This is a genomic window from Streptomyces fulvorobeus (assembly GCF_013167895.1).
Lineage (GTDB): Bacteria > Actinomycetota > Actinomycetes > Streptomycetales > Streptomycetaceae > Streptomyces > Streptomyces fulvorobeus.
In genome coordinates this window covers 786,706-809,116 of sequence record NZ_BLWC01000001.1, presented here as the reverse complement: position 1 = coordinate 809,116, position 22,411 = coordinate 786,706, and the positions used below count along the sequence as shown (strand labels likewise).

Below are 22,411 nucleotides of genomic sequence, written 5' to 3'. Positions count from 1 at the left end.
CGGCCGGTCGTCAGGTGGGCGGGGCCGCTTCGGGCGGCCGGACTCGTCACCGTGCCGGTCCGCGGCGGGACCGGCCGGTTGAGTGTCAGAGGTACGTCAGGCGGCGTGCCGCCGCACCGGGGGCACCCGCATCGGGCGCGAACCGGCACCGATGGCATGCGAGAACGGCTGCATGCGCCAGTCGAGCCCCTGAGGGAGCGTCAACAGCAGTGCGGTCTCCTGCTCCTGGGCGTCGAGCGACTCGTCGGCGGGGCGTGCCGTGGCCGCCGGCCGGCCCGTACCCGCGCAGACCGTGAGGACGAACGGGTTCCAGGGACTGGGGCACAGCGCGTGCTCCGGCAGGACGTCCTCGTCGGCCAGCAGTGCTATCGGCTGCGCGCAGTCAGGGCAGACGACCCGGTACATCTCGTACGTGTCGTACGCGTCGAGTGCGGCGTCGTCGTCCGGATCAACAGGTTCCGGTTCAGTACGTCCAGTGAGCTTCAGGCTCTGCATGGGAATTCCCCCCTCGGGTGGGCCGGCGAGGCGCCGTGGCCCCGGCCAAAGCAAGCACTTCCCGCCGCGAATGCGCCGTAACCGCGGGGCCGTTTGCTACTGCTCCGTAAACCTGTGGCATTTGTCACATGCCCCACGCAGGTGCCCTCGGGGGAGCCTTAACGACTGTGCCGGAAGGGGCCTGGGGCATAGGTTGATCCGCATGGAGGAGCTGGACCGTCAGATCGTGGAATTGCTCGTCAGGGACGGGCGGATGAGCTACACCGACCTGGGCAAGGCCACGGGCCTGTCCACCTCGGCGGTGCACCAGCGGGTCCGCAGGCTGGAGCAGCGCGGGGTGATCCGGGGCTATGCGGCGGTCGTGGACCCCGAGGCGGTCGGGCTGCCCCTCACCGCGTTCATCTCGGTGAAGCCGTTCGACCCCAGCGCACCCGACGACATCGCGGACCGGCTCGCCGGTGTACCGGAGCTGGAGGCGTGCCACAGCGTCGCGGGCGACGAGAACTACATCCTGAAGGTACGCGTGGCGACCCCGCACGCGCTGGAGCACCTGCTCACCCGCATCCGCACCCTCGCGGGCGTGTCGACGCGCACCACGGTCGTCCTCTCCACCCCCTACGAGGCGCGCCCCCCGCGCGTCTGAGGGGGCCGGGGACAGCGGCGTGCCGGACAGGCGCGAGACTGGTCCCATGACCCAGAGCACCGCCCCCCGGAGCGACCATCCCACCGTGCTGCTGCGCGGCGGAGACGTCCACAGTCCAGCCGACCCGTTCGCCACCGCGATGGTCGTCGAACGCGGGCACGTCGCCTGGGTGGGTTCCGAAGGGGCGGCCGACGCCTTCGCGAGCGGTGTCGACGAGGTGATCGACCTCGACGGAGCCCTGGTCACCCCGGCGTTCACCGACGCCCACGTCCACACGACCTCCACCGGACTCGCCCTCACCGGACTCGACCTCTCCGGCGCCCGCAGCCTTCCCGGCGCCCTGGAGCTCCTGCGCGAGCATGTGAGCGGCCGTCCCGGGGACCGGGTCGTGCTCGGCCACGGCTGGGACGCCACGCGCTGGCCCGAGCAGCGTCCCCCTCGCGCGCCGAACTGGACGCCGCGGCCCCCGGCCGCCCCGTCTACCTGCCCCGGGTCGATGTGCACTCCGCGGTCGTCACCACCGCCCTCCTGGACCTGGTCCCCGGCGTCACCGGGCTGGCCGGATACCACCCGGACGCCCCCCTCACCGGCCCCGCCCACCACGCGGTGCGCTCGGCGGCGCACGGCGCGCTGTCCCGGCTCCAGCGCACGGAGGCCCAGCGCGCCGCCCTGCGGCACGCCGCCTCGCTCGGCGTCGGATCGGTCCACGAGTGCGGCGGCCCCGACATCTCCGACGAGGACGACTTCACCGGCCTCCTCGCCCTGGCGGCCGAGCGGCCGGGGCCCAGGGTGCACGGCTACTGGGCCGAGCGCATCACCGACGGGGAGGGCGCCCGCCGCATCCGTGAGCTCGGAGCGGCCGGAGCGGCCGGCGACCTCTTCGTCGACGGCTCGCTCGGCTCCCACACCGCCTGCCTCCACCAGCCGTACCAGGACGCCGCGCACACCGGCAGCGCCCACCTGGACGCCGCGGAGATCGCCGCGCACGTCACCGCCTGCACCGAGGCCGGGCTCCAGGCCGGATTCCACGCCATCGGGGACGCGGCGGTGTCCGCCGTGGTAGAGGGTTTCAGGGCCGCTTCGCAGAGCCTCGGCCTCGCACGCGTCCGGGCCGCCCGGCACCGCGTCGAGCACGCGGAGATGCTCACGCCCGAGACGATCGCCGCCTTCGCCGAGCTCGGCCTCACCGCGTCGGTCCAGCCGGCCTTCGACGCCGCCTGGGGAGGCGACGACGGTATGTACGCGCAACGCCTGGGCGTCGAGCGGGCCAGGACCCTGAACCCGTACGCGGAGCTCCTGCGTACCGGGGTGCCCCTGGCGTTCGGCTCGGACAGCCCGGTCACCCCCCTCGACCCGTGGGGTACCGTCCGGGCCGCCGCCTTCCACCGGACGCCCGGGCACCGGATCTCCGTACGGGCCGGATTCACCGCCCACACCCGGGGCGGCTGGCGGGCCGTCGGCCGGGACGACGCCGGGGTCCTCGTGCCCGGCGCCCCGGCCGACTACGCGGTCTGGCGCGCGGCGGAACTGGTCGTCCAGGCTCCTGACGACCGGGTCGCCCGGTGGTCGACCGACCCCCGGTCGGGCACCCCCGGCCTGCCCGATCTCACTCCCGGCGCGAAGCTGCCCGTCTGTCTGCGGACCGTGGTCTCCGGACAAACCGTCTACGTACGGCCCAACGAGTGACGTGCGGACATTTCGTACCGCCGACCGAAGTCCGTTCCATTCTGCCGCCACCTGCGGATCTTCGTCACTGACCTGGCGTTTTCGTTAAAACGCGCAGGTCAGGCGAGTATTGACAGAACGCGCCCACCGGCCGGTAGGTTCGGCCGGGTCCACCACAGGACGTCCGACCGGTTAAACGTCCACGCAGTCGTCGAACGCCGCTGGGTCATGAGGTGGTGTGCCGCACCGGCGCACCACCGCCGACAGCCAGGTTCAGCGCCCGCGCCTCGGGGGCGAGGGAAGGTTTCAGCCGGACGGAGGGTGCGACCCGGGTGGGGCCCGGACGTTCAGTAGACAACGGCTTTCGGTCGACCCGCAGCCAGCGGGCCCCAGGTCGGCCCGAAGGACACCGGGCCCCGATCCGCAGTTCTGTCCGCAGTTCCACGCTTCTGTCCGGTCCCGCGTTCCCGCGCCCCGCGACCGCGTCGGCGTCCCGGTGCCCGGGCGCTGGATATGGTGGTCACCTGCGTACGGACTTTAAGGGGCAGTAGTGAACGACGGCGGTCAGCGGCAGTACGGCCCGCTCGGCAGAGTCCTGGTCATCATCCCGACCTACAACGAGGCCGAGAACATCGGGCTCATCGTGGGCCGGGTGCGCGCCGCCGTTCCGGACGCCGACATCCTGGTCGCCGACGACAACAGCCCCGACGGCACCGGCAAGGTCGCCGACGAGCTCGCGGCGGGTGACGGCAACGTCCACGTCCTGCACCGCAAAGGCAAGGAAGGGCTCGGCGCCGCCTATCTGGCGGGCTTCCGCTGGGGCAGCGAGCACGGCTACGGCGTCCTGGTCGAGATGGACGCCGACGGCTCGCACCAGCCCGAGGAACTGCCCCGGCTGCTCACCGCGCTCAAGGGCGCCGACCTGGTGCTCGGCTCCCGCTGGGTGCCCGGCGGCCGGGTCGTCAACTGGCCCAAGCACCGCGAGGTCATCTCCCGCGGCGGCAGCCTCTACTCCCGGATGCTGCTGGGGCTGTCGGTGCGGGACGTCACCGGCGGCTATCGCGCCTTTCGTACGGAGACGCTGACCGGCCTCGGGCTCGACGAGGTCGCCTCGCAGGGCTACTGCTTCCAGGTGGACCTCGCCCGGCGTTCCGTCGAGGCCGGCTACCACGTCGTCGAGGTCCCGATCACCTTCATGGAGCGGGAGATCGGCGACTCGAAGATGAGCCGCGACATCCTCGTCGAGGCGCTGTGGCGGGTCACGGGCTGGGGCCTCACCAGCCGAGCCAACAAGGTCCTGGGCCGCAGAACTCCCTGACCGGCGCCGTCACGGCGTCATGATCACCCCCTTACGCCGCACGCACGCCCGTACGGGCACACTGGGGGCATGACGACCGGCATCCCGCCCCGCAAACGCCCACGGCGCTCGCGCGCCCGTACGCTCCTGCCCCTGGCGTTCGCCGCCTGGACGGTGCTGGAGATCTGGCTGCTGACCGTGGTCGCCGAAGCGGCGAGCGGGTTCGTCCTGCTGCTGCTCCTGGCGGCCGGAGCCGTGCTCGGTGCCGTGGTGATGAAGAGCGCGGGCCGCCGGGCGTTCCGCAACCTCACCGAGACGCTCCAGCAGACACCCGGCGGGCCGGGAGGCTCCGTGCCGCCAGGCCCCGCCCCCGGCCGCAAGGGCAACGGCTTCCTGATGCTGGGCGGGCTGCTGCTGATGATCCCGGGCGTGGTCTCGGACGTGGCCGGCCTGCTCCTGCTGCTGCCGCCGGTCCGCACCGCGCTCGGGCGCTACACGGAGCGGTCCCTGGAACGCCGGATGCGGGCCGCCTCCCCAGGCAGCCTCTCGGACGCCTTCCAGCAGGCCAGGATGGGGCGGCCGGACGGCAAGGTGGTGCGGGGTGAGGTCATCCGGGAGGACGGCACCCGGAGCCACCCCGGTCCCGACGAGGGGCCGAGGCCGCCGCTTACTCCCTGATCCGGTACGCGGCCGGGGAAGGGGCAGCGCGCAATAGCCGCGGGCCCGGACACATGTTCTGTGTCCGGGCCCGCGGCTGTTGCGCTGTGCGGCTTGTTCGCGGTCAGGCAGACTTCCTGCTGTCCCGCGGGTGCACGGCGATGTTCATGGCTCCGGAGCGCAGAACCGCCAGCCTCTCGGCCAGCACCTCCTCAAGCTCCTCGCGGGTGCGCCGCTCCATGAGCATGTCCCAGTGCGTGCGCGCAGGCTTGCCCTTCTTCTCTTCGGGGCCATCCCCGTCCACCAGGAGTGCCATGGTGCCGCACGCCTTGCACTCCCACTCCGGCGGAATGTCCGCCTCTACCGAGAACGGCATCTCAAATCGATGTCCGTTCGGGCATGCGTACTCCACCGCCTGGCGCGGGGCCAGATCGATGCCGCGGTCCGTCTCGTAGCTGGTAACCACGAGTCGCGTGCCGCGGAGAGCTCGCTCACTCATGAATCGTGCCTCCCGGGCTTGTCGCCCACAGGACAGATGTCGCTGTCGTCGTCATCCGGTCAACGTCCGGTCGGCGGTAAAGATTCCCGTTGCCGGTCTGCGTCGCCCGTCGTGCCGCTGCTTGTACTGGGTTTCCAGGGTTCTCGTACCCACCAATGCCCGGTTTGTCACATCTGGCAGAAGTTGTCACCCAACGGTTTGGCTTCTTCCGCTCGCAGTAACGGTCCTCCGGGCAGGCCAAAGGCGTACACTACCGGCCTTTCACTTCAACGTCTAAATCCGCGCCGGAACAGCGTTGCCCGCCGCCGCCACAGCGGCCCGTACCGGCACGCGCGCCGGCAGTACCGTACCGAGCGCGAAGAAGACCACCAGCGAGAGCAGCGCCTCCCGGTAACTGCCGGTCAGCTGGTACGTGAGGCCGAACACCAGCGGGCCCAGCCAGCTCAGTCCGCGGTCGCTCATCTCGTACGCGGAGAAGTACTCGGCCTCCTTGCCGCGCGGCACCAGGTGCGAGAAGAGCGAGCGTGAGAGTGCCTGACTGCCGCCCAGCACCAGGCCGATGGCGGCGGCCAGGGAGTAGAAGAAGGCCGGTTCACCCGCCGGAAGTACGTACGCGGCGAGAAGGATCAGCGTCCAGACGACGAGGGAGGCGAGGATCGTGCGCTTCGCGCCGTACACCCGGGCGAGGCGGCCCATTCCCAGCGCGCCCGCCACCGCCAGCACCTGTACCAGCAGCACCGCGGTGATCAGCGTCGTCTGATCGAGGCCCAGCTCCTCGGAGCCGTACAGCGACGCCTGGGAGATCACCGTCTGGACCCCGTCGTTGTAGACGAGGTAGGCGAGCAGGAACGACAGCGTCAGGGGGTGCCCGCGCATGTCGCGCAGGGTCGCGAGCAGCTGCTTCCAGCCGGAGCCGGCCGCACCCCGCCCGTCGGCGGGCACCTGCCGGTCCCGCAGCCGCCGCAGCGGTACGACCGTGAAGGCGCCCCACCAGACGCCGGCGGAGGCGAGACAGATCCGCACCGCCTCCGACTCGGAGAGTCCGAAGGAGCCGTGGCCCGTGTAGAGGACCAGGTTGAGCACCAGGACGAGGGCGCCCGAGGTGTACCCGAAGGCCCAGCCCCAAGAGGAGACCGCGTCCCGTTCGTCGGGTTCCGCGATCTGCGGGAGGTAGGAGTTGTACAGCACCATCGAGACGGATATCGAGGCGTTGGCCACGATCAGGAGGAAGGCGCCCAGCAGATAGCGGTGGCCCTCCAGGAAGAACATGCCGGTCGTGGCCGCCGCGCCCGTGTACGCGGCAACTGCCAGCAGGGGCTTCCTGCGCCCCGTCCGGTCCGCCGCCGCACCGGCCACCGGCATCAGGAGCACGGCCACGACCACGGAGACCGAGACGGTGTACGCGAACAGCGACCCGGCCCGCACGGGTACGCCCAGCGGGTGCACGAACCCCTCGGCGTCGGCGGCGGCCTTGGCGACAGAGGTCAGATAGGGGCCGAGGAAGACGCTGAGGACGCTGGTCGAGTAGACGGAGCAGGCGAAGTCGTAGAAGTACCAGCCGCGCTGCTCACGGCGGCGGTCCCCGGCCTCCGCGTGCCGCTCCGGCGGGCCGGCCGTTCCTGCGGTACCGGTGCTCACACCGTGCCCCCTCGTTCGTCCCGTGCCGACGCGGCCGGCCCCGGGGTCAGGCCCAGGCCCCCCGCTCGCTCAGCACCGTACGCAGCGTCTCGATGTGATCGGTCATGATGCCATCCACGCCGAGGTTAAGGAGCGCGGCCATCCGTCCCGGGTCGTTCACCGTCCACACGTGCACCTGGAGCCCCCGGGCATGCGCCGTCCGGACGAGACCGCGGTCCGCCACCCGGATGCCGAACCGGCTCTCGGGGACCTGCGCGCACACGGCTCCCGCCCGCAGCGCCGCCGGAATCCCGTAGGCGCGCAGCCGCAGGCCGAGGACACCGCGCATGCCGTACGAGGTCGCCAGACGCGGGCCCGCCAGCCGGTGCGCCCTCGCCACCCGGGACTCCGAGAACGAGCCGACGCACACCCGGTCCCAGGCGCCGGTCCTGCGGATCAGCCCGACGAGCGGGACGAGGGCGGGTTCCGCCTTGATGTCGACGTTCCACCGGGCGTCCGGGAACTCCTCCAGCAGCTCCTCGAAGAGGGGCAGGGGCTCGCGGCCCGCCACCCGCGCGCGGCGCACCTCGCTCCACGGCAGTGCGGAGATCCGCCCCGCGGCATCCGTCACCCGGTCGAGCGTGGAGTCGTGGAAGGCCACGAGCCGGCCGTCCGACGTGGTGTGGACATCGGTCTCGAAGTAGCGGTAACCCGCGTCCGCGGCCCGGCGGAAGGCCGCCGCGGTGTTCTCCACCCCGTCCGCCGCTCCGCCGCGGTGGGCGAACGGAATCGTCGAGGGATGGTCCAGGTAGGGGTGGCGTCCAGGAGTCACCGCGGCAGTATCGCCTGCCCGGGCGAAGGCTCCGCGAGCCCGGTGGCGGGGCCGGCCGGCTCCGGGACGGTGAACACCCGGAGGAACGCCTGGGCGAGCGGGCCGATCGCCATGGCGTACAGGACCGTTCCCACCCCCAGCGACCCGCCGAGCAGGAACCCGGTCACCACGACGGCCACCTCGATCGCCGTACGGACCAGCCGGATGGAGCGCCCCGTCGCCCGGTGCAGACCCGTCATCAGCCCGTCGCGCGGGCCGGGGCCGAACCTGGCCGCGATGTACAGACCCGTCGCCACCCCGTTGAGCAGGATGCCGGCGGCCATCGCCGGGATCTGCGCGCCGAGCCCGTGGACCGCGGGGACCGCGGCGAGTGTGCCGTCCATCGCCAGGCCGACGACGAAGACGTTGGAGACGGTGCCGAGCCCGGGACGCTGCCTGAGCGGAATCCACAGCAGCAGCACGATCGCGCCGACGATGATCGAGACGACACCGATGGAGATGCCGGTCAGCTCGGTGAGGCCCTGGTGCAGCACGCCCCAGGGTTCGAGGCCCAGCTCGGCCCGGACCAGGAGCGCGGAACTCGCCCCGTACAGCGCCAGGCCCGCGTACAGCTGGATCAGCCGCCGCGTGACATGGGTCCCGCTCCGGCCGGTGGGATCGGACAAGGGGTGCCCCCTGGTGTGGTGGTAGTGGACTGCTGCGTGACACTCTGTGGCGGGGGATCGGCCGCCAACTATGGCCAATCCCAGGAAGGTGGACTGATTTCCATGGCGCAGTGGACCTCAACGGTCGGGGCGGCGCAACTCGCGCGGCAGCTCCGGACCCAGCAGGACAGGCCCACCGGACCGGGCAGCCGCAAGCAGCCCGCCTACCGGGCGCTCGCCGACGGCGTACGGCTGCTCGTCCTCGAAGGCCGGGTCCCCGTCGCCGCCCGCCTGCCCGCCGAGCGGGAACTGGCGCTCGCCCTCTCCGTCAGCCGTACGACCGTCGCCGCGGCCTACGAGGCCCTGCGGGCCGAAGGCTTCCTGGAGTCGCGTCGCGGCGCCGGCAGCTGGACCGCGGTGCCCGCGGGCAACCCGCTGCCCGCACGCGGCCTCGAACCGCTGCCTCCCGAGTCCCTCGGTTCGATGATCGACCTGGGCTGCGCCTCGCTGCCCGCCCCGAGCCCTGGCTGACCCGGGCGGTGCAGGGCGCCCTGGAGGAGCTGCCGCCCTACGCGCACACCCACGGCGACTATCCGGCGGGGCTCCCCGCCCTGCGCCAGATGATCGCCGCCCGCTACACCGAGCGCGGTATCGCGACGATGCCCGAGCAGATCATGGTGACCACCGGGGCGATGGGCGCCATCGACGCGATCTGCCACCTCTTCGCCGGGCGCGGGGAGCGGATCGCGGTCGAGTCGCCCTCGTACGCCAACATCCTCCAGCTGATGAGGGAGGCCGGTGCGCGGCTGGTGCCGGTCGCGATGGAGGAGGGGCTCGGCGGCTGGGACATGAACCGCTGGCGCCAGGTACTGCGCGACGCGGCGCCCCGCCTCGCGTACGTGGTCGCCGACTTCCACAACCCGACCGGGGCGCTCGCCGACGAGCAGCAGCGGCGCGCTCTCGTCGACGCGGCCCGCTCCGCGGGGACGGTCCTGGTCGTCGACGAGACCATGCACGAGCTGCACCTCGACGCGGACGTGGACATGCCGCGCCGGGTCTGCGCCTTCGACCCGGCGGGCAGCACCGTCCTGACAGTGGGTTCCGCGAGCAAGGCGTTCTGGGCCGGGATGCGGATCGGCTGGGTGCGCGCGGCCCCGGACGTCATCCGCAGTCTCGTCGCGGCCCGTGCCTACGCGGACATGGGCACACCGGTGCTCGAACAGCTCGCCATCAACTGGCTGATGCGGACGGGCGGCTGGGAGGAGGCCGTGGAGATCCGGCGCGGCCAGGCCCGGGAGAACAGGGACGACCTGGTGCGTGCCCTGCGCCGTGAGCTGCCGGACTGGGAGTTCGAGGTGCCGCGCGGCGGGCTCACGCTCTGGGTGCGTACCGGGGGACTCTCCGGATCGCGGCTCGCGGTGGCGGGCGAGCGGGTGGGCGTGCGCGTGCCGTCGGGGCCGCGGTTCGGTGTCGACGGGGCATTCGAGGGTTATGTGAGGCTGCCGTTCACCGTGGGCGGCCCGGTGGCGGACGAGGCCGCCCTGCGGCTCGCGGCGGCGGCGGCGCTCGTCGGTTCGGGCGCGAGCGCCGGGGCCGAGGCCCCGAGGACGTTCGTGGCCTGACCGGCGGGAGCGGTCCGGGCCGGCCGCCCCGCCCGCGTCAGCTCTCGGCGGTCGCCGGGGCGCCGACCAGCGGGTCCCGGGGCGCGGGCTCCGCGACGGCCGCCTCCCCCGTCACCGGGGCGGGGACGGGGACAGGGGCGCTCACGGGCTCCTCGTCGGCGCTGGAGTGCCGGTCGGGCAGCAGGTCGAGTACGGCCGTGCGGTGCGCCTCGCTGGTGGCGTCGTCGTACGGATCGGGGGTGGTCGGCACCTGGAGCCGCAGGACGGGTCCCGCACCCAGCCGCGCGTAACCCCGGCCCGGCGGGACGTCAGGAGTCGGCGTCGTGTGCGGCTCCAGGCCGAGCACCGCCTCGATCCGGTCGCGTCCGGCCGGGCCGAGGACCGCCCTGGCACGGGTGTGGGTGCGCACGGTCTCGGTCAGTGTCCCGACGCTGTCGAATTGTTCCGCGAGGACCACCGTGACCCCGGCAGCCCTGCCGTGCCGCAGCGGCACCTGGAGGAGCTCCTGCGGGTCGGGCCTGCCGTCGGCCGCGGCCAGATGGCCCAGGACGCCCGGCCGGTCCAGCAGGATCCACAGCGGACGCCTGGTGTCCTCGGGGGCCGGGTGCCCGGACTGGCGGGCGAGGTTGGCGGTGATCAGCCGCCGCTCCGTCTCGTGGGCGGCCCATTCGAGCGTGGCCAGCGCCCCGGTGAGGCCGCACTCCACGGCCAGCACCCCCGAACGCCCGTCCAGGCAGCCGTACTCGCCCGCGCCGCTGCCTTCGATGACGATGATGTCGCCGTGCTGGAGCGCCTGGAGCGCGATGGAGCGGACCAGGGTGGTGGTGCCGCTGCCGGGCTGGCCGACGACGAGGAGATGGGGCTCGGTGGAGCGGGCTCCGGTACGCCAGACGACCGGTGGCGCGTCCCGTGTGGCGTCGCCGTCCCGGACGGGCACGGTGCGCTGTACGGAGCTGGCGTCGGTGAAGCCCAGGACGGTCTCGCCGGGCGCCGTCACGAAGCGCTGGGCGGCGATCGAGACGGACAGGGCGTCCAGCACGGTCATGACGAGGTGGTTGCTCTCCTCGTCCCAGGCGAAGTGGTACTCGCGGCCGCGGCCGCACTTGGCCCGGAGCAGCTGCTCGATCCGGGCGCGGGAGGCCGGCTCGCTGTCGGTGAAGTACGCCGGGTAGTTGATCTGGAGGCTGGTGAGGCGCCCGTCGGCGTCGAAGGTGTGGTCGGGGAAGCCCTGTTCCCAGTCGCCGCCGTGGGAGAACAGCGGGCTGGGGTCCGCCGCCGTCGAGAAGTACGGCACGAGCGCCTCGTACAGGGCCTGGAGCCGGCCGGCCTCGGCCTCGTCGGGGCCGGATCGCACGGGCGTGCGATTGCGCCCCTTCCAGGCGGCAGCGCTCATCACCGTGATCACGGCCAGCAGAGGCCCGTAGGGGATGAGCGCCACCACGAGCACGCAGGCCGCGGTGAGGAACAGCGTGGGGCCACGCCGGTCCTTGGGGGTCGCGGTCCACCTCTGCCGTCCCGCTGAGGCCAGCAGCCGCAGACCACGGGCGATCGTGATCAGCGGGTGGAGGACGTCGGTGGCGCTGTCGGCGGCCGTGCGCGCGATCTCCCGGCTGCGGGTGATCGATGTGCTGCCGCTGCTCAGAATGCGGGGGAGTGGTCGCCGGGCCACGTCGGTCTCCTGAAGGGGTGGGAGCGGTCGCTGAGCTCAGAACTTGATCTCGCCGAGCAGGCCGGCGAGGCTCGCCCCGCCCGCCGAGATGCTCGGCGCGATGGCGGTGCCGGCCATGTAGAAGCCGAACAGGGCGCAGATCAGGGCATGCGATGCCTTGAGGCCGTCCTTCTTGAAGAACAGAAAGACGATGATGCCGAGCAGTACGACGCCCGAGATGGAAAGGATCATGAGTCGTTCTCCTGGTTGGAGGGGACGGACAGTCACCATGAGTCCTTCCAGGATTACGGGAAGTATCTATATGATAAAAGCTGTAATTGAGTGAAAAGCTCATATTTTCACTTGACTGGCGGACGGGGGACGGCCATGCCGGTGGATCGCTTCGACGTCCGGTGAGCGGAACGGCCGGTCCAGGGTGATCCTTTGCCTCCTGCGCGCCGGGGCATGTCGACGCGGGAGCAGTACCCTGTCGATTCACTCGTACGGCCCTCCGCCGTACTCCCCGGTAGCCCGACAGGTAGCTCGACAGCAGCGGCAACGGTTGTGGAAGGCGGTCCGTCCGATGAGCGAAACTCCCGATCCCGAGGTGATCGAGCTGGCGGCCAAGGTCTTCGACCTGGCCCGCAGGGGCGAGAGCGACGCGCTCGCGGCGTACGTCGACGCCGGCGTCCCCGCCGACCTCACCAACGACCGCGGCGACTCGCTTCTCATGCTCGCCGCCTACCACGGGCACGCCGGGGCGGTCACCGCCCTCGTCGGCCGGGGCGCCGACCCGGACCGGGCCAACGACCGCGGGCAGACCCCGCTGGCGGGCGCCGTCTTCAAGGGTGAGAACGCCGTGATCGAGGCACTGCTCGCGGCGGGGGCGAACCCCTCGTCCGGCACGCCGTCCGCACTCGACACGGCGCGCATGTTCGGCAAGGCCGACCTGCTGGAACTCTTCGGGGCCCGCTGACATGAGCGCGCAGGTGGCTGCCGGGGTGCTCGCCGGGCGTTGCGCCGTAAATGTGGTCGCGTCGGCGAAATGGCTGGGTCATCATGACGTCGCGGGTCCGCTCAGGACCACCGACGAGAGGCAGAGGAAGATGGTCTACACCAGGCGGAAGACGGCGGTCGGCCGATCATGTCGCTGCGCGGCCTAGCGCCCACCCGGCACTTGGAACTGCACAGTCCCGGTTGCGTCGACAGCTTGATGTGAGGCTTTTCCCATGTTCGATCCGTTCATAGCGCCGAGCGGCACCCTGCTCGGCCTGTTGCAGAGGGGCCGCGGCGACGGCACGCTCCACGCACTCGCCGCACCACGCCCCGAGGCCCTGGCGGCTCTCAACCACTGCGTCCTGAGCGATCCGCGTCACGACTGGCAGGTCGAGAACCGCTCCCTCTACTACGCACGCCTCTACCTCGACCTCGACGGCGGCATCGAGGAGATCGAACGGCACCTGTGCGACCCCGAGGACCACCGCGACACCGACGACTCCCGTACGGGCCTGGCCCTCGCGGTCCTGGGGCACCTCGCCTCGTACGGACGCGAGGACGCGCTCGAACTGCTGCGCCGGTACGCGGCCACCGGTTCCAACTGGGCCTGGGCGCTCGACGAGCTCGCCCTGCGCGACGACGACGCCGGGCTGCGCTCCCTCGCCCTGCCCGTACTCGGCCGCTTCCCCGACACCCCCGAGGGAACCGCCGAACTCGCCGCCGTCGTCCGCGACGCCTTCGAACCGCGCCCCTGGCGGCTCTGGGCCGACGACCCCCGGGAGGCGGTCGGCGCGAGGGTCAGGGCAGCCTCCGAACAGGGCTCGTTCGACCGCTGGCAGCGCCAGATGCGACCCGGGGGCCCTCGCCCCGGCTGGAGCGTCCAGGCCGTCTTCGACTGGGCCCAGCAAGGGCTGGAGCGGGGCAGCGCCCTCCACGTACCGGCGGCCCGCTGCCTCTCCGCCGTCGCAGGCCCCGAGGACCGGCCCCTGATCACCGAGGCCGCCCGCGGAGGCCCCGAAGGCGCCCGCTGCGCCGCGCTCCACTACCTCGTCGAGGCCGGGGACCCCGCCGTGCTCGACCTGATCGAGGCAGCCGCCGCCGACCCCTCACACACCGTCTCCGAAGCCGCGGTCGGCGCCTTCGAGCGGATGTGCGGCGAAGAGGCGGTCGACCGCGCCCGCCGATGGGCCCACCGGCCCGACGCGCTCGGAGCTTCGGCCGCCGGAGTGCTCGCCTGCCGCGGCGGGGCGCAGGACGCCCCGCTCGTCCTCGGCGCCCTGCGCGAGGCCGTACGCGGCGATGGACCCGACGCCCCCCGCCTCTGGACGCTCGTCGACGGCACCGGCCGGCTCGGGATCGCCTGCGCCGCGCCCGTCCTGCGCCACGTCTACCGTGAGACGTCCTCCTCCCATCTGCGCGGACGGGCCGCCCGGGCGCTGGCCGCGACCGATCCCTCCTTCCCCACCGGATTCGCCGTCGAGTGCCTGTGGGACTGCGAGGAGACCACCCGGGAGGTCGCCGCCCTGCACGCGGAGACCGGCGACATCAGGGTGGCCGAACGCCTGCGCCGGCTCGCCGCGGACCCCGCCGAGGAGGCCGAGGTGCAGACGGCGGTACGCAGCAGGATCGGGCCCGACGCCCCCGCCGTCTGACGGAGCGGCGGGCGCGTCCCGAGCGGTCGCTTCTGCGCCGTTTCGACCGTTGTCGGTGCGAGGACCTAATCTGTGCAACGTGACTTCGCCTGCCTACACGGACAACGCTGCGCCCCAGCTCAGCGGGGGACCGAGGCCCGCTCCGGGCCCCGCCGCCGACGAGGGGCTCTCGCGACGGCTGCGCGCGCTCGCCTGCACGGCGCCGCTGCACGACCTCGATGTGCGCAAGGCGAACCTCGCCGGTGAGTACACGGTCTACTCGATGGCCGAGGTCGCCCTCGCCGCCATCGATCTGGTCACGCTCAACATGGACTTCGACACGGGCGCCGACCACGAGCAGATAGTGGCCAGACTGCTGCCGCGGGTCGGGGCACAGGCCCCTCGGCGCCCGGTCGCCGAGCACGAGCGGGTCGCCCGCTGGGTGCTGGACAACCTCATCAACGTCGGGAGTGTCGACCGCGGTTTCCGCGCGGTGTACGGCACGTTCGGACCCGACGGGGTGTACGTCCGCAGGGACTACGACTTCAAGCTCATCGAGGAGGTCCCCGGGTACGGCGGCAGCGTCTACCTCCGCGCCACCGACGAGGCGGTCAACGTCCTGGTCGGAGCCCTCGACACGGACGTCACCAGCGCGCAGATCGCGGCGGAGGTGAAGCTGGAGGTCCTGATCAGCCGCGGACGTCTCGCCGACGCCCAGCTCGCCGCCGAACAGGCCCGCTACCGCACCGTGCAGTACGCGGAAACGCTCCGCAGGACCCTGGAGGCGACCCGGCGCAACGTCCGTGCCGTCGACTGGCTGAACACCGTCCCCGACATGATCGCCGAGGCGCTGGACCACGTCGCCGACCGCTACCGCCACGAGAACGCGATCCTCACCAACATCCGCAAGTCGCGCGACGAGGCGGAGGACCCCGAGCACAAGCGCCGCGCCGCCGAGCTCGTCGACATCGTGAAGGACTGCATCCGCCGCCACACCCAGCTCCAGTCCAGACTGCTGGAGGCCGGGCCGCTGTTCCGCGCCGAGCAGGACCGGCAGGCGTTCGCCGCCCCCACCGCACGGACGGGCCTCGACCTGTACGGGCAGCTGGTCGCCCCGCTGCTGCCGCTCCCCGTCGAACAGGGCATCCGGGCCACGGACGCCTTCTTCGCGCACGGCACCGGGCTGCGTACGCCCGTGTCCGTACGGGTCGGTGATCTGGTCGACCTGCTGCTCTCGCCGCCCGCCGAACGCGAGCACCTGGGCGCCGAGATGCCCGAGCCGGACCTGATCGCCACCCCCGACGACAGCAGGTTCAGCGAGGACCAGCTCGCGCAGGCCATGACACTGCTCGACCTGGAGCACGACGCGCCGCGCCGGCTCTCCGGGCTCCTGGCCGAGGCCCGGCTCAGCGATCCCGAGCTGCCCTACCTGGTCGCCCTGCTCGCGGTCCACGCGGCGAGCCCGCCCGTCGGCACCGCCTACCGCCAGGGCGAACGGCGCCTGCTCTTCGCCGTGGACGACGGTACGGAGCTGGAGGACCCGGAGTTCGGGGGCGCCGACCTGATAGTGGGCACCGCACTGCTGGACGAGGCCGCGGCGGCCGCGGACCGCCGGGAGGCGTCATGAAGCGCCGCACGCGCCTCCACCGCACGACCCTCCATCGCACGGACCTCCGCCCGGGACCGCGGGCCGGTGACCGCCGACCCTCCGTACCCCGGACTTTCCGTAGTCCCCGCAGTTCCCGCACCGAGGAGCCCCGATCGTGAGCGAGTACCACGCCGAGCACGCCGACGCGTGGAGCGAGACGGCGGGCCAGGTCCCGGCGCCCGAGGCGAGCGCCGCCGCGCCCGTCACCCCGGCCGATGCCGCCGACGCCGCGCGCCTCGTCTCCTTCGGACTCCAGCCCAAGCTGCTGCCCGCCCGTGACGCCGAGTACGCCGAACTGCTCCGCCGCTACCGCGAGGAGCCCGCCTTCGCCCGCCTCGCCGACGCCGTGGCCACCGGGCTGGGGCTGATCGTCATGGAGGTCTCCCCCCGCGCCGGGATGGCCGTCACCGCGGGCGAGGACTCGGTCTTCGCCGTCCGCATGGGCGACTACGCACGACGCGCCTCCGCCGACTCCGCCGACCGCTTCCTGCACGGCCTCGCCCACCTCGCCGTCGCCGCCATGGCCTTCCCCCGCCCCGAGGACCTAGCCGACAACGGGTACATCGGCCGCATCACGGTCAACGGCGTCGACGCCTTCGTACGCCAGGCGTGCCACCGGCTGGAGGAGCGGGCCGAGGAGCACGGCGACAACACCGACCCGGCCACCGACGCCCCCGGCCTCGAAGCGGGGTGGCGGGTCTACGCCCGGCGCAGCGCCACCGGAGCGACCAAGGACGCCCGGCGGCTGGCCGGCTCCACCACCGGCATCATCGGCAAGGCCGTCGCCTTCCTCACCGACTCCGGCTTCCTCCAGCGCACCGGCGACGACGCCGGAGGCGCGTACCGCACCACCGCCCGCTACCAGCTCCAGGTCCGCGACCTGGCGGGCAGCGCCGCCATGGCCGAACTGCTGGAGCTCGGAGTGGTGCCGGTCTCGGACGGCACGGCCACACTGCTGCCCCCACCGGACGCCGACAGCCCCGAGCTCGCCGCCGACCAGGGCCTGCCCTTCCACGCCTGACCGCTCGCGGGGCCCGCCTTCCACGGGCCCGCCCCCGACGTAACCCTCCCGCTGCCTGAACGACGAGAGTCCGCCGCCATGTACGAGTTGTCCCGGGTCCGCCTCTACTCCATCGGGCCCGCCGGCGCGCGCTACGCCGACACCGTGCTCGACCTGCGCGGAGTCGGTGAGCCCGTACCCGATCCCGCCCCGGCCCAGGCGGAGTTCTTCGAGGACGAGCCGGTCGGCCCGCCGCGCCGCCCCGCACCCGCCGGTGTGCTCTTCCTGGAGAACGGCGGCGGCAAGTCCGTCCTGCTCAAGCTGATCTTCTCCGTGATGCTGCCCGGCCACCGCAACACCCTGGGCGGCGCCAGCTCCGGTGTCCTGCGCAAGTTCCTGCTCGCCGACGACTGCGGTCATGTGGCGCTGGAATGGCAGCACACGCTGACCGGCGAGTGCGTCGTCGTCGGCAAGGTCAGCGAGTGGCGCGGGCGCCAGGTCTCCAGCGACCCCCGCAAGTTCGCCGAGGCGTGGTACTCCTTCCGGCCCGGGCCCGGTCTCAGCCTCGACTCGCTGCCGGTCGCCGAGGCCACCGCGGTCGGCCGCCCCGCCGAAGGCGTGTCCGGCGCCCGGGGCAGGCGCCGCACCATGAAGGGCTTCCGGGACGCCCTCACGGACGCCGGCAAGTTCTACCAGCACCTCGACGTGCACTGGGAGGAGATCCACGACCGGTGGATCGAGCACCTCGGTGACCTCGGACTCGACCCCGAACTCTTCCGCTACCAGCGCGAGATGAACGCCGACGAGGGCGAGGCCGCCGGCCTCTTCGCCGTGAAGAAGGACTCCGACTTCACCGACCTGCTGCTCCGCGCCGTCACCGACACCCGTGACACCGACGGTCTCGCCGACCTGGTCAGCGGCTTCGGCAACAAGCTGGGCCGCCGCGCCGAGCTCACCGCCGAACGCGACTTCACCGCGGGCTCCGTCGACCTGCTCGGCCGGATCGTCGACGCGGCCGACACCCGCGCCCGCAGCCGGGACGTCCACGCCGGCGCCGAGCGCCGCACCCGCACCCTCGCCGGCAGGCTCTCCGCCCGCGCCACCGTCGAACGCGCCCGCACGGCAGAGCTCGCCCAGCAGGTCACCGCGGCCGCCCACACCGTCACCGAGGCCGAGAAGGCCCGCGGCGGCCGCTCCCTGATCGCCGCCGAACTGGCCTACCGGCACGCCTCGCTGGCCCTCGCCGCCGCCGAGAAGGGCGCGGCCGCCCAGCGCCGCGAGCTGGCCGAGGCGCGGACGCTGCACTCCGCCTGGCAGGCCGCCGAAGCGGTGCTGCGCCACCGTGCCGCGGCCGACCGCTCCGCCCGCGTCGCCGTCGCCATCCGCGAGGCCGAGCGCGACGCCGCCCCGGCCCTCGCCGCGCGCGCCACCGCCGCAGCCGACCTCGTACGCGCCCTGCACACCGCCGCCGATGCGGGGGAGCGCGTGGCCAACGAGGAGGAGGAGCGCTCCGCCGTCCTCCAGGAGACGGGTGAGCGGGCGCACCGCGACGCCACGACCGCCGCCACCGAGGCGCAGCGGGCCCGCAGCGAGGCGGGCCACCTGCGCCAGCGCCTGGCGGAGGTGGAGCAGGAGACGGCCGAAGCGGTACGGGCGGGCTGGCTCGACGACACCGCGCCCGACGCGGACCCGGCCCGCGCAGCCCTCGCCGCGAGCGAGTCCGAGCAGGCGGCCGTCGCCGCCTGGGACACCGCCAGGGAGGCGGCCGGGGAGGCAGCCGACCGGGCGAGGGAAGCCGCGGCGGCCGAGAGCCGTGCCGAACTCGCCGCCGCCCGGGCCTCCGACGCGGCGCAGGCCGCCGAGCAGTCGTACGAGGCGGAGCGCGGGGCCGCCGAGTCGATCGCCGCCCACCACCGCATCGCCGACCTCCTCGGCCTGCCCTCGGCCCGGCCCACGGGCGTTCCCAGGCCCCGCCAGGGAACGGGCGGCGAGGCGACCGGCCCGGACGAGCCGCACGGCGGCGGTACGCGGGACGGCCGGCCGGGTCCCGGGGAGACCGCCCGCCCCGCCGGGCCGGGCACCGGCGGTCAGGCCACCGTCACCGAACCGGTCACCACCGGGCACACCCTGGGCGCCGAGGAGTTCGACGGCAGCGCCGACGAACTGCGCGAGCTGCTGGAGCAGGGCGTCACCGCCGCCGAGCGCAGGCTCTTCGAGCTGCGCACGGCAGCCGCCGACGACGCGCGGATCCTCGGCGCGCTCGGCGACGGAGGACTGCTGCCGCCGGGCCCCGACGTCCTGGCCACCGTGGAGTACCTCGGCGAACACGGCATCCCCGCCCTCCCCGGCTGGCGCTACCTCGCCCAGGCCGTCGACCCCGCCGACCACGCCTCGGTCCTCGCGGCCCGCCCCGAACTGGTCGACGGCGTCGTGATCACCGACCCCGTGTCGCACGCCCGTGCCCGCGAGGTGCTGGGCGCGGCGGCCCTGCTGCCCCGCTCGGCGGTCGCCGTCGGCACGGCGGCCGCGCTCCTCGCTCCCGTCCCCGCCCCCGGCACGGGCGGCGCGGCGGACGGGGTCTTCCTCGTCCCGCCGAACCCGGCGATGCACGACGAGCAAGCGGCCGACGAGGAGCGGCAGGCGCTCAGGCAGCGCGCCGCCGCCCGCGACGAGGACATCCGGACCCTGGCGGCCCGGCTCACCGCCGACCGCTCCCTCGCCGCCCGCATCGGCTCCTGGCGCTCCGACTGCCCGCCCGGCAGGCTCACCGAACTGGCCGAGGCGGCCCGCACGGCCCGCACGGCCGCCGAAACCTCCCAGGCCGTCCTCGCGGAGGCCCGGGCCGTACGCGCCGAGGCCGACGAAGCCGCCGCCGACACCGCCCGCGTCCGTGAGGAGCGCCAGGAGGCCGCCCAGCGCGCCCGCCGGGCGGCCGACGCCCTCGCCGGCCTCGCCCACCGGCTGCGCGAACGCTCCCGCTGGCAGAGCCGGCTGCGCGAACTCGTCGAGGAGGCCGCGGAGTGCGAGGCCCGGGCCACCACCTGCCTCGACCGTGCGCGCGCGGCCGACGAGGACCGCCGGGCCGCCCAGCGCGCCGGAGACGACGCCCGGCGGACCGCCCGCGCGCTGCGCGCCGAGCGGGCCGAGATCGCCGGTGCGCCGGAGCAGCTCCCGGCGGCGGAGGACGGGGCCGCCCGCCCCTCGCTGCCCGCTCTGCGCGAGGCGTACCGCGCGGCCTCCCAGTTGTACGAGAAGGTCGGCGTCGGCGCCGACCTGCGCGCCGAACAGGCCCGCGCCGAGAGCGACGAGAGCGCCGCGCTCGCCGAGCTCGACCGCCTCACCAACAAGGTCAGGACCCGCGCCGCCCAGCTCCTCGAAGGAACCGACGGCGCCGACGGCCCGTCCCGGCAGGCCGCCGCCTCCCGCGCCGAGTCCCTGGTCCAGCTTCTGGAGACCAGGGCGTCCGCCGCCAGCGAGCAGCTCGGCCGGCTACGGGGCGAGGCCGAGCGGCTCGCACCCGCCGACGAGGAGCCCCACCACACCGAACTGCCGGACGAGCTGGCACCGGCCGACGCCGGACAGGCCCAGAGCCTGCTCCGCACGGCCACGGCCGAACTGGCGTCCGCCACCGACGCCCTGGACACCGCCCGGGCCGCCCACACCGAACTGCTCCGCGCGCACCGCACCGCGGAGGACTCGGCAGGCGGCTTCGAGGAGACGGCGGCCCTCCTGCGGGACCTGCTCAGGGACCACACCGCGGACGAGGACACCGAAGGCCCCGAGCCGTACCCCGGCACCCTCGATGAGGCCCGGCAGTCCGCCGCCGAGGCCCGCCGCTCCCTGCGCGGCTGCGCCGCCGACCTGTCGGCCGCCGAAACCGCCGTACGCGAGGCGAGCGACGTGCTCGTACGGCATGCCAACTCCACCCGGTACGAGCAGGTCCGCACCCCGGCACGCCAGCAGATCAGGGAACTCCCCGCCTCCGCGCTGCCCGAGCACGCGGAGAAGTGGGCCGCCGCCTTCGCGCCCCGGCTGCGGGTCCTCACCGACGAGATGGCCCAGCTGGAGCGCAACCGGGACTCGATCGTCGACCGGCTGCGTGGACTCGTGGAGTCCGCACTCGCCACCCTCCGCTCCGCGCAGCGCCTCTCCCAGCTCCCCGGAGGTCTGGGGGAGTGGTCCGGCCAGGAGTTCCTGCGCATCCGCTTCGACGAACCCGACCAGGCCACCCTGACCGAACGCCTCGGCGAGGTCGTCGACGAGGCCACGCACGCCGCCCTCAAGAAGAACTCCGATCTGCGCAGGGACGGCATGTCCCTGCTGCTGCGCGGTGTGCGGGCAGCGCTCGAACCCAAGGGCATCGCCGTGGAGATCCTCAAGCCGGACGCCGTGCTGCGTGCCGAACGGGTCCCGGTCGGACAGATGGGCGACGTCTTCTCCGGAGGCCAGCTGCTCACCGCGGCGATCGCCCTGTACTGCACGATGGCCGCGCTCCGCAGCAACGACCGGGGCCGGGACCGCCACCGGCACGCCGGCACCCTGTTCCTGGACAATCCCATCGGCCGCGCCAACGCCACCTACCTGCTGGAGCTCCAGCGGGCGGTGTCGGACGCACTGGGGGTGCAGCTGCTCTACACCACCGGTCTCTTCGACACCACGGCGCTCGCCGAGTTCCCGCTGGTCATCCGGTTGCGTAACGACGCCGATCTGCGGGCCGGGCTGAAGTACATCAGCGTGGAGGAACACCTGCGGCCCGGACTGCCGCAGCAGGACCCGGACGTGGAGACGGTCCACGGGGAGATCACCGCGACCCGGATGTTCAAGCGCACCCCGCAGGCCGCCGAGGAAGCGGCCCAGGCCCGGGAGGCGGCTCCGAAGAGCGCTCCCCAGGACCCGGCCTAGCCCGTGAGCCCTCCGTGGACCGGAAGCCGGGCCACGGAGCGGACCCGGGCGCGGGTGGTAGGCCGGGCACGGGAGGCGGCCGCGGCACGGGGGGTGAGCCGGGCACGGAAGCGACCCGGGCACGGACGGCCGTCAGGCCCGCGACAGGCCGCCCGTGTCCCGGCCGCGTATCCGGGTGTCCTGCCGTGCCGCGCTCCTCGCCGTCCGCCGGGCCCGGCGCCGCTCACGCCGCATACGCCGCGCGGTGCTGCTCGGCACGGAGACCACGCCGTTGCGCTGATTCCACACCTGCCGTGTGATCCACACGTCCAGCACCGCCCACGTCGCGACCACCGTGCTGCCCACACCGCTCAGCGTCATCGGGAAGGCGAGCCACGAGCCCGCCAGGGTGCTCAGGAACGCCACCATCGCCTGTATGAGGGTCAGTGACGTGATGAGCACGGCGCGCACAGCAGCCGTCCGCACCGGGTCCGGCATCCTCCGCCGTTCCGCGGGCTCCTCCACCCAGAGCTGCCGCGGAGTGCGCGCCGACCGCTCCGGTCCCTGCCCGCTCCGACGCTCTTCCGTGTCCAAGAACCTTCAACTCCCCAGCGCTGTCCGACTTCAGGGTGGCTG

Annotated in this window: 16 protein-coding genes and 2 pseudogenes; 10 read left to right on the top strand and 8 right to left on the bottom strand. The window is 73.4% G+C overall.

The window, feature by feature from the left end:
* Positions 1–96 precede the first annotated feature (96 nt).
* A complete protein-coding gene (locus Sfulv_RS03470) occupies positions 97–495 on the bottom strand; it encodes a hypothetical protein (protein ID WP_173311177.1) in 399 nt (132 codons plus the stop codon).
* Positions 496–697: 202 nt separating this feature from the next.
* Between Sfulv_RS03470 and Sfulv_RS03465 the strand changes: the two genes are divergently transcribed.
* The 4 genes and pseudogenes from Sfulv_RS03465 (at position 698) to fxsA (ending at position 4,778) form a co-directional block, all read left to right on the top strand.
* A complete protein-coding gene (locus Sfulv_RS03465; protein ID WP_173311174.1) occupies positions 698–1,138 on the top strand; it encodes an Lrp/AsnC family transcriptional regulator in 441 nt (146 codons plus the stop codon).
* Positions 1,139–1,184: 46 nt separating this feature from the next.
* A pseudogene (locus Sfulv_RS03460) lies at positions 1,185–2,824 on the top strand (amidohydrolase).
* Between the two features lie 529 nt (positions 2,825–3,353).
* Complete coding sequence (locus Sfulv_RS03455) at positions 3,354–4,121, top strand: polyprenol monophosphomannose synthase (RefSeq protein WP_173311171.1); 768 nt, start codon at positions 3,354–3,356, stop codon at positions 4,119–4,121.
* A 69-nt stretch (positions 4,122–4,190) separates the two neighbouring features.
* Entirely contained in the window at positions 4,191–4,778 is a 588-nt protein-coding gene (gene fxsA, locus Sfulv_RS03450; protein ID WP_173311168.1) for an FxsA family membrane protein, read from the top strand.
* 103 nt (positions 4,779–4,881) lie between these two features.
* Here the strand turns inward: fxsA and Sfulv_RS03445 are convergent, their stop codons facing one another.
* From Sfulv_RS03445 to yczE, 4 genes are all read right to left on the bottom strand, one after another.
* A complete protein-coding gene (locus Sfulv_RS03445; protein WP_173311165.1) occupies positions 4,882–5,256 on the bottom strand; it encodes an RNA polymerase-binding protein RbpA in 375 nt (124 codons plus the stop codon).
* A 273-nt stretch (positions 5,257–5,529) separates the two neighbouring features.
* Positions 5,530–6,894: an MFS transporter gene (locus tag Sfulv_RS03440; protein ID WP_173311162.1), complete on the bottom strand. Its 1,365-nt coding sequence runs from the start codon at positions 6,892–6,894 to the stop codon at positions 5,530–5,532.
* Positions 6,895–6,940: 46 nt separating this feature from the next.
* Positions 6,941–7,705, bottom strand: a complete 765-nt coding sequence (locus Sfulv_RS03435) for a glycerophosphodiester phosphodiesterase family protein (RefSeq protein WP_173311159.1) — start codon at positions 7,703–7,705, stop codon at positions 6,941–6,943.
* Positions 7,702–8,370: a membrane protein YczE gene (gene yczE, locus Sfulv_RS03430; RefSeq protein WP_173311155.1), complete on the bottom strand. Its 669-nt coding sequence runs from the start codon at positions 8,368–8,370 to the stop codon at positions 7,702–7,704. The genes Sfulv_RS03435 and yczE overlap by 4 nt, the downstream gene beginning before the upstream one ends.
* A 102-nt stretch (positions 8,371–8,472) precedes the next feature.
* Between yczE and Sfulv_RS03425 the strand changes: the two are divergent.
* A pseudogene (locus tag Sfulv_RS03425) lies at positions 8,473–9,971 on the top strand (SCO1417 family PLP biosynthesis transcription factor).
* A 37-nt stretch (positions 9,972–10,008) separates the two neighbouring features.
* Here the strand turns inward: Sfulv_RS03425 and Sfulv_RS03420 are convergent.
* Both Sfulv_RS03420 and Sfulv_RS03415 read right to left on the bottom strand, forming a co-directional pair.
* Entirely contained in the window at positions 10,009–11,640 is a 1,632-nt protein-coding gene (locus Sfulv_RS03420; RefSeq protein ID WP_173311152.1) for an ATP-binding protein, read from the bottom strand.
* Positions 11,641–11,676: 36 nt separating this feature from the next.
* Positions 11,677–11,871, bottom strand: coding sequence for a hypothetical protein (locus Sfulv_RS03415; RefSeq protein ID WP_173311149.1), 195 nt, complete (start codon positions 11,869–11,871; stop codon positions 11,677–11,679).
* Positions 11,872–12,202: 331 nt separating this feature from the next.
* On the opposite strand from Sfulv_RS03415, the gene Sfulv_RS31110 reads away from it, so the two are divergent.
* The 5 genes from Sfulv_RS31110 (at position 12,203) to Sfulv_RS03390 (ending at position 21,796) form a co-directional block, all read left to right on the top strand.
* On the top strand, positions 12,203–12,595 hold the full coding sequence (locus tag Sfulv_RS31110; RefSeq protein ID WP_173311146.1) for an ankyrin repeat domain-containing protein: 393 nt from the start codon (positions 12,203–12,205) through the stop codon (positions 12,593–12,595).
* 253 nt (positions 12,596–12,848) lie between these two features.
* Complete coding sequence (locus Sfulv_RS03405) at positions 12,849–14,267, top strand: HEAT repeat domain-containing protein (protein ID WP_173311143.1); 1,419 nt, start codon at positions 12,849–12,851, stop codon at positions 14,265–14,267.
* A 79-nt stretch (positions 14,268–14,346) separates the two neighbouring features.
* A complete protein-coding gene (locus Sfulv_RS03400) occupies positions 14,347–15,873 on the top strand; it encodes a hypothetical protein (RefSeq protein ID WP_173311140.1) in 1,527 nt (508 codons plus the stop codon).
* A gap of 136 nt (positions 15,874–16,009) precedes the next feature.
* Positions 16,010–16,915 (top strand): hypothetical protein, encoded by a 906-nt coding sequence (locus Sfulv_RS03395; RefSeq protein ID WP_173311137.1) that lies wholly within the window; start codon positions 16,010–16,012, stop codon positions 16,913–16,915.
* A 78-nt stretch (positions 16,916–16,993) separates the two neighbouring features.
* Positions 16,994–21,796, top strand: coding sequence for a hypothetical protein (locus Sfulv_RS03390; RefSeq protein WP_173311134.1), 4,803 nt, complete (start codon positions 16,994–16,996; stop codon positions 21,794–21,796).
* 132 nt (positions 21,797–21,928) lie between these two features.
* Here the strand turns inward: Sfulv_RS03390 and Sfulv_RS03385 are convergent, their stop codons facing one another.
* Positions 21,929–22,369, bottom strand: a complete 441-nt coding sequence (locus Sfulv_RS03385) for a hypothetical protein (RefSeq protein ID WP_173311131.1) — start codon at positions 22,367–22,369, stop codon at positions 21,929–21,931.
* Between the last annotated feature and the right edge of the window lie 42 nt (positions 22,370–22,411).